The organism is Azospirillum sp. UENF 112521, assembly GCF_058780665.1.
On sequence record NZ_JBSNCI010000003.1, the window covers coordinates 256,469 to 270,874 of the forward strand.

The following is a 14,406-nucleotide window of genomic DNA, read 5'->3' on the forward strand; positions in this document are numbered from 1 at the left end:
CCCCCACCCCGCCGGAGCGGGGGCATCCGCACCGCTACGCCGCCTCGCTGCGGACGAACCGCAACAGGGTCGGGCCGCCGGCCTTCGCCGCTCCCGCCCGTCCCAGGCCCTGGCCCGGACGCGGCGCCACGCTGCGTCCCAGCGCCGGGAGCGACAGCCCGTCCCAGCCGGCCTCGACCTCGGCCGGCGTTCCGGCCAGCCCGTAGACGCCGGCCAGCCCCTCGACGCCGCGCACCAGGACGGCATGCCGCTCCCCGTCACCGGCGAGAGCCGCGGCGTCGTAGAGCAGGATGGTGCCGTCGCCGGCCGCGATCCGCGCCGCCGGGGTCGCCGCGACGCCGTACTCGACCGTCCAGGGGGAACCGGTCGCGGCGATCTTCACCGTCGCCGCATCGGCGTCCGCCCCGCGGTCCAGCACCACCGCGACGGTTCCGACGGTGTGGCTGAAGACCGTCTCCACCCAGCCCGGCGCGGTGCTGCCGACGCCGGTCTGGACGCGGTTGCGGGTCAGCATCGCCGCACCTTCCACCGGCCCCCGTGTCCCGATGGGCGCTGCAACCGGTGCCGCATCGCGCGAGCCGCGCTGCGGGCGCGGTCCGGCCTGGGGCCGCACGGTGCAGCCGCTGCCGAGCAGGGTGTAACGGCCGACCTGGACCAGCGTGCTGTGCCGGTTCCAGCCCGCGACCGGCGCCGTCCCGGCACTGTCCACCCCGACCAGCGTCACCTGGGCGGTGTCGGTCGGCAGAGGTTCGGCAGCGCTGCCGGCCGGCGAAACCAGACGGCTGGACAGGATGCGGCCGGCCTTGTCGAAGGCATGCACCATCACCGGCGTTCCGCCCGTCAGTTCCAGCATCGGCGCCCCCGCACCCCGTCCGGCATCGAACACCGCGACGGATCCGGGCTGGAGGCTCAGGCCAGTCTCGATCGCGGACGGCGCAGTTCCCGCACCGGCGAGCGTCCGGGCACCGCCGCGCGTCGGGCGGACGTCGGCGTCGGCCCAGCGCATCGCCACCCGCGGCGCCGGCAGCAGCACCGATGCCTTACCGGCCGCAGCGCCGGCCAACTGGATGCGCCGGGGCGCCGTTGCGGGCAGCGCATAGGCCTGCGAGGAACCGAGCAGCCGCGGAGCGAGCGGCCCCTCAACCGCCGCAACCCTGGCGGCGCGCTTGGGCTGCGGCGCCGCCAGCGCCTGCGGACCGGAGGTCGCAAGGTCGAAGCCGAGCTTGGCGAGGCTGGGGGCGGCCTGGAAGATCTGGTCGGCGAAGCTGGCCATCACCGACAGGTTCTGGTCGACGATGACCGCGACCTGGGCGTCCTCCAGCGCCTGCATCACCTGGCCCCGCAGGGTCGAGGGCGTCGGCGCCATGATGCTTCCCATCAGCACGGCGAAACGGCCGTCCTGCGACAGCGCCGCCGGTGCGGTGTAGACGGGGGTGACGGCGAAGGGCAGCGGCAGCGGGTCGGCCTGCTCGTAGCCGAAGGAGGTGAGCAGGTCCATCGGCGCCAGCGTGTCGACCACATGGTCGCCGGTGGCGGCCAGGGTCATGCCGAAGGCGGCACCGGCGATGAAGTCGGAGGACGGCTTGCCCACCGGGTCGAAGGCCTGCGTCGACCACATCGCCGCCGCCGCACCGCCCGACAGGGTTGCCGGCGTCAGGCCGGGCCGGTCGATGGACAGGGTGCTCCAGGCCCCCTGGTCGTCCTGCGATTCCAGCGTCACCGCCATCCCGGTCGCGATGTCCGGCAAATCCATCGGCGGGATGCCCAGCGACGGGCTGGAGGCCTGATAGCTGGACTCCGCCACGGTGACGGTGGAGGCCGGCATCACCGACCGCAAATCGATGGCGAAGGGGGCGGACTGGACCGTCGGCCCGAACTCCCCGGTTTCGCTCAGCAGGCCGCTGCTGACCTGGATGTTGACGACCACCTGGGTGGCGTCCGCACCGTCCGTGTTGCCGGAGGAACTGCCGTCCCCCTCCGCCGCCGCCAGCATCATCGACGCCGTGCGCGCGGAGGCCAGGGGAGCCGTCTGCGAGTCCGGCTGCGGCAGCATGCGCGCCTCGAACTCCTCCCAGCTCAGCGGCTGGGTGCTGGACAGGTCCTGATCCTGGTCGCCGAAGGGGATGGTGAAGGAGATGACGTACCAGCTGACCTTGACCTTGCCGGCGGTGGGCGGACCCCACAGTTCCAGCCCGGCCCCCAGCTCGGCGGTCAGCGTCACCTTGACGCCTGCGACCTCGAAGCCGAAGGACACGCCGACCGACACCTGCACCCCGGCATAGTAATAGAAGGGCTGCCAGGCGATCAGGAAGTCGGCCCCGGCGTTGAACCAGGCCTTCAGCGGCCCGGCCTTGAACAGCGCCTTCAGATAGCCGCCGGCCATGATCATCGACGGCGTCAGGGCGAAATAGGTGCCGCCCGACACGCCGACCGTCATGGCCGACGTGCTCAGCACCGGCCAGTCGAAGCCCAGGCGCGGCACGTTGGGGTAATGGTCCGGCGGCTGGAAGGACGGGTTGTAGCCGCCCAGCGTGATGACGAAGTCGCCGGCATAGGGGTTCGAGCCGAACCAGTATTTCGCGGCGAAGCCGCCGGTCAGCTTGCAGTCCTTCGCCAGCAGGAACGAGCTGGGGGTCAGCTGGGCGGTGACCGAGATCTCGCCCTCGTCCGGCTTGAACGAGGCGACCAGCGCCAGCTCGATGTAGGCCAGCGCCGAGGAGGGTGTGACCTGCGGCGGCAGGGTGGCGGTGGCGACGCCGATGACGTCGATCTCGAACTCCCGCCCGAACTTCACCAGCAGCATGGCGAAGACATCGAGGATCTGGAAGCTGGAGAATTTCAGGCCGGCGGCGACCCAATAGCTGCCGATCTGCGGATAGACGTCCTGCGACAGCACGGCGAGCGCGCTGGCCGGCGTCGGGTCGCTGCCGAAGGTCGCCTGGGAAATGGCGCCCTGGATCAGCGGGAAGGACATGATGTTCCCGGCATCGGGAACGATGATGTTGCGGTTGACCGAGAAGCCGCCGGCCACGCCGTTGACGAAGAAGGCCGGCACGCCGCCCAGCGGCGCGTTCAGGTTCAGGAAGACGAAGAAGGACACCGCCTTGTCGCCGTCGGGCTTGTCCGGATCGACCGGGATCAGCGCGAAGGAGCCGACGGCGTAGAGCGAGAAGCGGCCCGCCTTGACCAGAAGCTGGCCGTCGTAGCGCAGCGGGTCGTTCTGCTTCAGCAGCCCGCCCGACACGCTGACCGAGCCGCCGCTGAAGGACACCGACAATCCCGCCAGATCCAGGCTGTACTGGCTGTAGTCGGTGATCTGGGTGACGTTGACGCTGACCGACAGGTCGATCAACTCGACGTCCAGCCCGGCCAGCGTCAGGCCGCCGTCGAACAGCACGCTGCCGATCTTCGTCGGGTTGTCCCAGCCGATCCCGACCTTGTTGGCATGGACCGGGCCGAAGCTGCGCTGCACCGGCAGCCAGATGCGGGTCTGGCTGCCGCCGTTGCTGTCGTACAGCTCGACGCCCAGATCCTCGCCGGACATCCAGCCGGCGCGCATCGAGAAGCCGGGGTTCGCCGCCGGATTGCCGGCCGAGGCGGCATCGCCCGACCCCAGCAGGTTCTGCGCGACCGGGTTGGTGTTGGCGCCCGGCGTCAGCGTGTCGGGGGCCAGCGAGATGGCGATGTCCTCGACATCGACGCCGCCGCCATAGGCGGTGATGGGATCGGACTGGGCGAAGTCGAAGGTCAGCAGGCCGCGCGGCTTGATCTTGGCCAGCTGGAAGCGGCTGAAATCGACCAGCGGGGCGCCCGCCTTGCCCTGGAAATCGACGCCGATGTTGATCAGGCGCAGCTTGACCGCGCTGAAGTCGGGGATCAGCCCGTCGACCGGCAGATAGGCCGCGACGCCCGGCTGGTACTGCGACGGGTCCGCCCCGGTCAGCGCGATCCATTCGGTGTCGGTGGCGCCCAACTGGAAGACCAGATAGGGCACCTGCTTCAAGGACAGGCCGGTGGCGGCGAAGCGCACGCCATAGCTGCCGTCCGGTCCGGGTTCCAGCCAGATGCCGCCGCCGTCGGGGAAGGACAGCACCTGGATCTGCGTCTGGGTCAGCGCCTTGAGGAAGCCGGCCAGGAAGCCCTCGACGCCGAGCGACTGCAACGAGGCCAGATCGTTCAGCGCATAGACCCCGTTCTCGCTGACCAGAAGCTGCGAGGCGGTCAGCACCTGTCCCGCCGTCAGGGTCGATCCGGTGAACAGCGGGGCGTTCAGCCAGCCGACCACCGTCTGCGTGTTCAGCACCACCACCGAGACGTAGCGCGGCAGCGCCTGCACCATCACCCCTTCCAGCCAGACGGCGAGCGCCGCCTCAAGCCGGCCGGCATAGCCGTCGCCCGTCGCCACCCCGAACGGCAGCGGCAGCAGCTCGGCGTTCAGGCTGCTGGAGACGCCGGCCGTCATCAGCGGATCGACCGCCGCGGAGACGCCGCCGCCGGCACTGTCGTAGGTCACCGTCAGGCCCGGCCCCTGGCCGAGCGCGATGATCGCCTGGGCCGACAGCCCGAACTGCACGCGCGCCTCGGGCGTGCCGGTCAGCGGCACGCCGACGCCGGTCGGGGTCAGCGCCACCACCACGCTGTCGGCGGCGGTGACAGACAGGGTCGCCCAGATGCCGGCGAGCGTCTCGGCGCCCACGGTGCGCACGCCGGCCAAGACGGTGACCGGCACCGACTTGGAGGGTGCATAGACTAGGAGGCCGCCGTCGCTCGTCACGCCGCTCAGCGCCAGCTGCAACAGGCTGGCGACGGCCGACGCGGTGGCGGCCGCCTGCTCCGGCTGCAATCTTTCGCGCAGCCATGCCAGCGCCGCCGCCTCCAGCGCCGCCGCGTCGGGCTGCGCCGCGATGAGGGACTGTACCAGCCCGGTGATGTCGAGCGAGGCCGCGGTGCTGCGCAGCGCCGTGACGAACTGCGTCAGCGTCGTGTCGCCCTCGGCGGCGAGCTGGTCGAGCAGTTGCTGGGTCAGCGTCTGCAAAAGCGTCTGCGCCACCTCGGCGGCGACCTGGAGGACGAAGGTCTGCCAGCCGCCGAACGGCACGAGGTCGAGCACCGGCTTGCCGTCGCCCTCCTCGCCGACCGTCAGCGTGAAGCCCTTGTCGTAGCCGCCCTGCAGGAACAGCGGCTGGTCCAGGCCGGGGATGGCGGCGGTCAGCCGGCCGCTGCCGCTCAGGCCCGGCTGGTAGTTGGCGGTCAGCGACAGGCCGAAGCCCATCGACTGCAACTCCGCCCCGGCCAGCAGGGGCATCGCCTCGCTCAGGGACGGCGCCACCGTGAACAGGCCGGTCGCCGGGTCCGCTGTCACCGCAACCTGCAAGCCATAGGGCAGGCCGGACAGCAGCACGCCGCCGGGCGCCTGCGCCAGGGTCAGCCCGCCCGCGCTGCCCGACGGCAGGCTGCCCAGCACCTTCTGGATCTGTGCGATGTTCAGCAGCCCGTCCTGGCCGACCACCGCGTCGGACAGCAGCCAGTCCACCGGATCCTCGAACAGCCCGAGCGCCGACTTCATCTGCCAGACGCCGGTGTCGGGATCGGGGTCGGCCAGCCCGAACGCCTGGAACAGGCTGCGCGCCAGCGGATATTTGGCGAGCAGCATGTCGTCGACGACCTCGGCCACGAAGGTCGCCAGCACATAGGCCGGGCCGACGGCGGCCAGCTGGTCGATGAAGGCGCTCTGGTCGAAGGGCCAGATCACCAGCGGCGTGGGCTGCGGGACCGAACCGTCGCCCCAGACCAACGAGACCGTCACCGTGGGCGCACTGCCGCCGACCGTGTAGGTCAAGGTGGAAAGGACGCTGAACCCCGCATCGGGCAGGAAGCAGTCCAGCGTGGCGGTGATGGTGCCGGTCTGCAGATCGACGCGCACGGTCATTGAGGGGTCGAGGAACGATCCCACCGTGAAGCCGCCGCGCGGCAGCGTCAGCGTCATGATCCGGCCATTGGCCGTGGTCAGGGTGCAGGGGCCGACGGTGAAGCTCTGCGAGCCGTGCGTCATCGCCGCGATGACCGACGAGCGGGCATCCGGATCGGACAACAGGGCGGTCAGACGCTGCGACAGCTGGGAAGCGGGGGCGCGGGCGACCGCGAGGATCGCTTCGGCATTGGCGGCATAGCCGTGATCCGCGTCCGCCACCAGCCCGAGCCCGGCCAGCATCGCCAGCAGCGGCTCCGGCATCGCCGGCAGCGAGAAGCCCAGCGTCGCGTCGATGGCCTGGAACAGCAGCGGCTGCACCGTCGCGTCGGCCAGAGCCGCCATCAGCCGGTCGGTCAGGAAGCCCAGGGGACTGGACACCAGCGCCGTGAAGCCGCCGGGGTCGATGCCGTAGGGGCCGTCGGCGCCGGCCGCCGGCACCGCCAGCCCCAGGTCGGCGAGGACGCCATAGACCAGCTGGAAGGTGTCGTCGCCCTTGAAGGCCGCGGCGGCGACGCCGATGGCGGCGTTGACGATGGACAGCAGGGCGCTGTTGGCCGACGGATCCAGCGTGCCGTCCAGCACGATCACCGTGCCGTCGGTCTGCTTCGCCGCCAGCACCGGGGTCGCGGCGAAGCTTCCGCCCGACAGGTCCATCGTCAGCACGACGCCCAGCGTCACGCTCTCGACGGCGACGCCGTCGACCGTGACCAGGGTGCCATCGGTGCCGCTCAGCACGGTCTGCACCGACAGGCCCGGCACGCCGGACGCGGCGACCGGCTCGCCGGTGCTCCAGGAGATGCCCATCGGGTCCAGCCGCACGCTGGTCACCGCGGTGACGTCGCCCGCCGTGTAGGACAGCAGCGTCGACAGTCCCGGCACCGCCATGGTCTGGCCGGAATCCTGCCACAGCGTGCCTTGCAGGTTCCACGGCACGTCGAGCGGCACCCGGTAGGGATCCAGCTGCGTTCCGGTGCCGGCGATGGTTGCCGCGGCCTCCGCCGTGCCGTCGATTGCCCAGCCCAGCAGGCCAAGCACCGCGGCGGCCCTCTCCGGGGTGGACAGCACCGACTTGAGCTGGGCCCGGACCTGGCCGATGGGATCGGTGAAGCTGGTGGGGGCCAGCACCGGCATGCCGTCGGGCCAGTCGATGCCCTGCGGCATGAACGGCCCCAGGTTGGGCAGCAGCCCGAGCCAGCCGTCGAGCGCCAGCCCGCCGCGGCGCTGCGCGCGGTAGAGCGCCACGCCCAGCACCCCGGTCAGGATGGCGCCGAAGGTGGCGGCCTGCTCGGTGACCAGCTGCGACAGCGCGGTGGCGTCGGAATAGTTCATGTCGGTGCCGACCGGCTCGGCCACGCCGTCGACCACCAGGGTCGGGGCCGCCACCGACATCGACCAGTGCCAGCCGTCGTAGGGGCTCCAGTAGAGCGACAGCCCGCCCTTGTCGATCTGCAACGAGGCTCCGGCCACCTCCGGCGTCGAGACGCCGGACGGCAGCGCGCCGTAGACGCCGATGCCCGGCAGGATCTGCGCCGACCGGATGCCCTGGCCGGCGGAGGTGCCGGCATCGAGCCCCAGCGCCTCGATGCGGAAGGCGAGGTCCAGCGTGTTGCCGGCAATCGGCAGGGTCGCCCCGACGCCGAGCCCCAGCACCAGCCGCTTGGCCGCACCGTTGCCGGCATTGTTGGGGGTCTGGGCATCGGCGATGTAGGCGACCAGCGCCGCCGGGCTGCCCGCCGGCCCGAGCGTCATGCTCCAAGGGTCGCTGTTGGTGCCGGACCCGGTCACGCCGCCGCTGCCGCCGCCGACCTGCCGCAGCACGGTGCCCAGAGCTTCGACCATGAAATAGAAGGGCGGCTGGCCGTCGACCTCGACGTCGCCGCGGATCAGCGCCGCCCAATAGCGGCTCAGCGCCTCGACGGGAAACTGGATGGAGTTGGGCAGCCCGGACAGGCTGAAGGGCGGGGTCAGCGACGACGGCCAGGCGGTGGCCCCCGGCGGCGGGGCGACGCCGAGCAGTGCCGCCAGCGACGGTCCGACCTCGCTGTCGGTGCCCAGGCCGAACAGCGCATTGAAGGCATCGCCGATGGCGGCGTTCAGCTCGGCCTCGGCCGCCGCGACGAGGTCGCCGGGCTGGGTCAGGTCGATGGTGGGATAGCTGCCGGTGGGCGTCGTCACCGACAGCAGCGAGAAGGCGGGCTGAACGGTGGCGCCGCCGTCGGCGACGAGGACCGACATGCCGCCGGCCAGCGCGCCGAAGCTGTAGGTGCCGCCGAGGATGGTCCCGCTGTAGAGCGGCTGGGTCAGGTCCTTGTTGGCCAGCAGGATGCCGGCCTTGAAGCGGCCGGGGGCGACGCCCTGCACCCCGCCGCCGGTGGCCAGCGTGAAATCGAGGATTTCCAGCCCGGCGCTGCCGGTCACCGCCGCGCTGGAACTGCCCAGCACCAGGGCTGTGGAGGCGAAGGCCAGACCGGGATAGAAATGGCGCAAGCCCGCCGTGTCGGTTCCGGTTGCCGCGGTCAGCCGCAGGGTGCCGACGCTGCTCACGCTGAGGACGGGGACGGCGAAGGGATCGTCGCGCGTTCCGCTTCCCGACACGGTGGCGTCGGTGCCGGTCAGCCCGCCGACCGCCCCGCCCACCGCCTTCATCCAGGCGGACAGGGTCGGCCCGTCGGTGGCGAGTGCGGTGAACCAGTCGACGAAGGGCCGCGCCACGTCGCCGCCGCTCACCGCCAGGGCGATGAAGCTGTCCCAGCGCAGGATCGGCAGCAGCACGCCGTCGACGCCGGGCACGCTGGCGCCCAGCCCCAGCGCCGGCAGCAGGTAGGACAGCGACGGCTGGTCGCCGACCAGCTTGCCCAGCGCCGTCACCGCCAGCGCCGCGGCCGTCGCCAGGATCTCGGCGCCGCTGATCGCCTGGAGGTCGGCCAGCGTGAAATCGCGCGCACCCGGCGCGGTGGGCAGGGTCAGCTGCGTGATGACCAGCGAGACGGTCACCGCCGGGTCGGTCGCCGGCGACAGGTCGACCGTCAGCCGCACGCCGGTGAAGGAGAAGCCGGCGGCGTCGATCAGCGGCCCGTCGCCACCGGTGACCTCGAAGCCCATGGTGAAGGGATGGCCGGCCTGCCCGACCACCACCTCGACGCCGCCGTTGCCGAGCAGGGCGACCGGCACCATGCCCCAGACCTTCAGGTCGATGCTGGAGGGGCCGTCGGCCACCAGATCCAGCTCCGCCTTCTCATCCGTCCCCAGCGTCACCGTGGTGGTGTACATCACGCCGAGGCCGAACACCGTCGGCGGCTCGCCGCTGCCGTTGCTGTCGGACGACACCGGCTGGGTCGCCAGATAGAGGCCGCTCGGCGTGTCGGTGCCGGGCTTGTTGATCGGATACCATGTTCCCAGCGCCCCCGGCTCCCGCACCGGAATGCCGAGCGAACTGCCCGAGGCCTGGCCGATCAGCTGGGCGATCACCAGGGCCAGCGTGACGGCGTTTTCGCTCATGCCCTGGCCGGTCTTGCCCACCGGATCGGTGAACCAGTCGGGGTTGAGCTGATAGACGCCCTCCTGCCCGTCCACCGGCAGCAGCAGCCCGCAGGCGACCGCAAGCTGGATGGCCGGAGCCTCGACGCCCGCCGCCTCGATCAGGATGGGGCTGGAAGCACTGGTCAGGTCGACGGCCAGAAGATTATCGGCCATAAGATCCGCGGCCGCAGCTCCCCGCAGCGCGTTGGAGCGCGCCGGAACGATGCCGGTGCGCGCGGTCTCTGTGGTCTCGGGCTCTATGGTCACGGGCGTCACTCCCCTGTGCGAAGCCATTGCACCAGCGCCGGCCGGCCCGGCCGGCCCGGCGCTCCGTCGCGTCCGGCATGTCCTGTCAGTCCGTCGGGAAGGCCGATCCCCCCGGCCCCGCCGCCGCCGCCCTCGCCACCGGCGCCGGGCGCGCCGTCCGCGACGTCGAGGTCGAAGGCGGATCCCGGCTGGCGGACATGCAGGTCGAGCCGCAGCAGCCCGGCATCGCCGCCGGCCCCGCCCTCGCCGCCGTCGCCGCCATGGCCGCCGTCGCCGCCACGGCCCATCCGGTGGAAGGCGACGGCATGGCCGTAGGCCCCCGGCCCGCCGCTGCCGCCGCTGCCGCCATTGCCGCCGCTGCCCGGCCGCACCAGCAGCCGGGACCGGCCGGTCACCGTGTGGATGGTGACTGCCATGTCCCGCAGCGGCATGCCGTTCAGACCCGGCTCGCCGGCCTGTCCGCCGCTGCCCCCTCCGCCGTCCGGCCGGTCGGTGTCGCCCATCGGGCCGGCACCGCCGCGGGCACCGGGATCGCCGTCGCGGCCGTCGGCGCTGGCCAGCAGCAGCGTCGCCGGTTCGACGCTGTCCAGCGTTTCCGGCCGCGCGCCGACCAGCTGCCCGACCACCAGCCGGGCCGCCCCGCCCTGCACCGTCAGCCGCGCGCCCTCCATCAGCGTCAGCCGATGCACATACAGCTCCACCGGGTCGCCGAACGGCGTTTCCAGCGTCAGTTCGGCGCCGGGGCGCAGGATGATGCTGTCCAGCGCATAGCGCACCCAGGTGTGGCGGAAGGTCTGCGCCGGTTCGACGAAGGAGCGTTCCGGCACCCAGGAGATCCGGATCGCCCGTCCGTGCCGGGCGCTGTCGAGCCAGCGCCGCCGGAAGCTCTCCGGGTCGATGCCGTGGAAGGACAGCTGGCGGTCCATGAAGGCGCGGGCGTCCGCCGGCATCTCCTCGTGGGCGATGGTCTGCGGACCGGAATAGCGCGGCAGGGGCGGGTTGAAGGGATCGATCACCCGGTTCCCCGCCGGCCTGGGCCAGCTGGAGACCACGCCGGCCTTCACGGCGGGCCTGTCGGGCAGGGCGGCAGGCATGGCGGCGGACGCCTCGGCTGCGCCGGGCAGGGTCTTGGTGGGCATGGCAGCGCTCCGGACCGGCCGTCAGGACGAGGAGGGGACGAATTGCAGGGTCGACGGGGTGCCGGGTTGCCCCGGCAGGCCCGGATTGCCCGAAATTCCCGATGTGCCGGGGGGCTGCCCGGCACCGCCCTGCCCGCCTGCGCCACTGGCTCCGCCGGCCCCCCGCAGCCCGCCGAAATCCTGGAACACGACGGTGGTTCCCGGATCCATGCTGTCGTATCTGATGAGGATCGTGGTGCCGTTGCCGCCGGTGCCGCCCTGGCCGCCATTGCCGCCCTGGCCGCCATTGCCGCCGGTGCCGCCCCTGCCGCCGGCCGCACCCGAGCCGCCGGTGCCGCCGGCACCTCCGGCCCCGCCCTGACCGCCGTTGCCGCCCTGCCCGCCGGTGACGCGGACGACGAACGTGCCGCTGATGGAGCCGACCAGGAAGGTCAGGGACGAGGGCATGATGCCGTTGGCCCCCCACGACCCGTTGCCTCCCGAACTGCCGCTCCCGCCCGGAATGCCGGGGGCCCCCGAGGCACCTGCGGCACCCGGCCATCCCGCGGCGCCGTCGGCTCCGTTGGTTCCCAGCACGGTGATGTTGGGGATGGCGGCGGCGCTCGCCGCCAGGGAGGTCATCGAGCCGACGGCAAGTTGCACCGGGCTTTCGACCGACAGGGTCGCACCCGGCTCCAGCAGGATGGAGCGGGCGAGCAGGCGGAAGGCCGGGCTGCCGGGCGAGCCGACATGCAGGGCCTGTCCGGCCCGGACCAGGATCGCGTTGGTGGCGAAAACCCGGCTTCCTCCGGCGAAGACCTGCGCCGGGGCAAGCGTGCTGACCCTCGGGTCGGCCGACAGCACGATGCGGCCCTGGTGAGCGGCGGTGTCGAGGACCGGACCGGCCAGATGCCCGGGATGGAGCCCGTGGAACTCCAGCATCCGGGACAGGAAGGGCGTCAGCTCCGGCTCGGTCGCCGCGACGATGCGCGGCGCGGCGGTGGCGGGGAGCAGGCCGAGCCGGCGCGCGTTCGCCGGCAAGGCGGCCACCGGTCCGGCAGCGGCCTGCATGGCGAAGGATTCCGCATTCGCCGATATCCGGGGGTTCAGCAGCGAGGTGTAGAGGGCGAGCGCATGGCCGGTGGTGCTGTTGACCGTGCTCAGCATTCCTCCCGAAAGCTTCATGGTCGTCGGCAGCGGAGCCATCAGCGACAGTCCCTGATTGGCCGCGATCACGTCGTTCGGCCGCAGAATCTGGTAGCTGACGGCACCGAGCGCCGACTGGTAGGCGCCCTGGAAGCTGTAGTCGCCGAAGCGGACGGTGCCGAAGCCGTAGACCGCGGCGGCGGCGGGGAGCCCGCCATAGGGAACCAGCGCCAGATTGTAGGCGGCGAGCGCGGCCAGGGCGCCGCCGAAGTCATGGCCGGCGAACACCAGCGGCTTGCCCGCCACGCCGGGAACGCCCGACAGGGCGGCGAACAGCGCCGTTGCATAGCTCGGATAGAAGCTGGACAGCCCCTGCAGGATACGGCCGCCGGAGGTGAACCAGGGCAACGGCATCAGGGACCCGTTGCCCATGAAGGCCAGAAGCTCGATCCACGAGCAGGCCCCGCGCGACGCCACCACCGTGCGGTCCAGGGAGGTGTAGATCGACGCCCAGGTGACGCCGCCGACCACGACGTCGGCCGCCCGCGAGTAGCCCGACGGCAGCGGCTGCGACAGATCCGGATGCTGGAAGCGCCCATAGGCCGCCGTCGTCAGCAGAGCCAGCGTGTAGGCGAGGTCGCCGCTGTAGCCCGTGGGAACGGGCGTCACCGTCCCGCCGTGGGACAGCTGCGGCTGCGGCGCGCCGTAGGCGGTCTGGTAGAAGGCCGGCGTGCGTTCCAGCCAGGGCGTGTCGGAGGGAGGGACCGACGCGGTCAGCGTCTGGGCCGCTCCGCTGAACGCGAAGCCGTCGGGAGCCCCGGCGATCGACGGATAGAAATCGATGCCATCGAGGTTGCACAGGAAGACCGACGCCAGCGCCGCCGTCACCGCCGCCGCATAGGGGGCGTTGCCGTAGGCCGGGGTCGAGAAGGAGTAGCAGCCGGCCGCGCCGACCGGGCTGGTCATCGAGCCGCCGCTGCCGTCCGGGCCGGTCTGTCCCGGCCGCAGGTCGAGGGCGGCCATCTGCGCCAGCGGCCCGGCCGGCCCCATGCCGACCACCAGCAGCGGCACGTTCGAGGCGTATCCGGGCACCAGCTTCAGCTTGGCGACGGCGCTCCAGATCTGCGTGTGGATGGCGTTGTAGGCCAGGTAATAGCCCTGGGTGATCAGGGAGTCGTTGCCGCCGGCATTCAGATAGGGCGGCGGCGTGGTGGTGGTGGCGAGGAAGGACTGCTCGAAGAACGAGATGAAGGTGGGCCAATTGACCCCCACCGCCAGCACCGCGACGGGCCCGTCGATGCCGGCCACCGTGCCGGTGGCGAGCAATCCCTGGCCGCCGCCCGATGTGACGGAGCCGTTCGCGAAGGTGGTCACAAGATTCAGGGTCGCCGGGAGATAGGCCTGGCTGAGGTCGCCGCTCGCGATGTCGACCAGATCGAGCAGGGCGTTGGCGGTGGTCGAGGAATACTGGCTGACGGTTCCCATGGCACCAGGGCTCCCGGCGTGAGGATGTGGGCGGAGGAATGGGGAAAGGGGGGCGGCGGGACTCCGCCGGGAGGCGTCGGGCGCGCCGGTCACGGCGTCCCGATGCCTCCCGGCCCCCAAATCAGGCAGCCGATCAGGCAGCCGAAGCCGCGGTGGGATACTTGACGATGGTCTGGGTGCCGGACTGGCCCGGATTGCCGGGGGTTCCCGCACGGCCGCCGCCGGCGTTCGCACCAGACACGGCGTTGCCGCCGGCCTCGTTCGCGCCACCGGCGCCACCGGTGCCGCCCATGCCGGCAGAGCCACCGGCCCCGCCGCTGCCGCCGGGCGTCAGCACCAGGATGTCGCCCGGATCGGTGTCCCAATAGACGGTCACCGATCCGCCATTGCCGCCATTGCCGCCGTTCGCACCGTCACCCCCGGTGCCGCCATTGCCGCCGGCACCGCCCTGGGAGGTGGGGCATTGCGGATTCTTGCCGCTGCTGTCGGTGCAGACGGCCTGGTTCTTCCCGCCGTCGCCGCCGGTGCCGCCGGTGCCGCCGACACCGCCGTCGCCGCCATTGCCGCCATTGCCGCCCTGCGCCAGGACGGTGAGCGAGCCGGACAGGCTGCCATAGTGGAGGATGAAGGGCGGCGGCGCCCCTCCGGAGGAGCCGGCGGTGCCGGAGCCCCCGACCGCGCCGCTGCCGCCGGCCGTGCCGTTGGTGGCGCAGGTGCAGGTGTAGGTGGTGCCGCAGCAGCCCTTCTTGGGAGTGGCGCTTCCGGGGCTGCCGGGCACGCCCGAAGGTCCGGCGCCGCCGGGCGTTCCGGCTGCCCCGTTGGTTCCGCTGGATCCGCTGATCAGGATCTGAGCGTTGATCGAGTTCGTCATGTCAGGAGTCCGTTCTCGACGATGGTCGT

Annotated in this window: 4 protein-coding genes; all 4 read right to left on the reverse strand. The window is 72.0% G+C overall.

Translation table 11 applies throughout. The annotated features are described in order from the left end of the window. Positions 1-34 precede the first annotated feature (34 nt). Positions 35-9,757 carry a DUF6603 domain-containing protein gene (locus ACWPN8_RS16950; RefSeq protein WP_492241544.1) on the reverse strand — a complete coding sequence of 3,241 codons (9,723 nt, stop codon included), beginning with the start codon at positions 9,755-9,757 and terminating at the stop codon, positions 35-37. 5 nt (positions 9,758-9,762) lie between these two features. After that, positions 9,763-10,896, reverse strand: a complete 1,134-nt coding sequence (locus ACWPN8_RS16955) for a hypothetical protein (RefSeq protein WP_492241545.1) — start codon at positions 10,894-10,896, stop codon at positions 9,763-9,765. A gap of 21 nt (positions 10,897-10,917) precedes the next feature. After that, positions 10,918-13,506, reverse strand: coding sequence for a lipase family protein (locus ACWPN8_RS16960; protein ID WP_492241546.1), 2,589 nt, complete (start codon positions 13,504-13,506; stop codon positions 10,918-10,920). A gap of 133 nt (positions 13,507-13,639) precedes the next feature. After that, complete coding sequence (locus ACWPN8_RS16965) at positions 13,640-14,377, reverse strand: hypothetical protein (RefSeq protein ID WP_492241548.1); 738 nt, start codon at positions 14,375-14,377, stop codon at positions 13,640-13,642. Between the last annotated feature and the right edge of the window lie 29 nt (positions 14,378-14,406).

Excerpts from the sequence above, each read along its gene's own strand:
- ACWPN8_RS16965 (WP_492241548.1), bottom strand. The coding sequence starts at position 14,377 with ATGACGAACTCGATCAACGCTCAGATCCTGATCAGCGGATCCAGCGGA.
- ACWPN8_RS16955 (WP_492241545.1), bottom strand. The coding sequence starts at position 10,896 with ATGCCCACCAAGACCCTGCCCGGCGCAGCCGAGGCGTCCGCCGCCATG.
- ACWPN8_RS16960 (WP_492241546.1), bottom strand. The coding sequence starts at position 13,506 with ATGGGAACCGTCAGCCAGTATTCCTCGACCACCGCCAACGCCCTGCTC.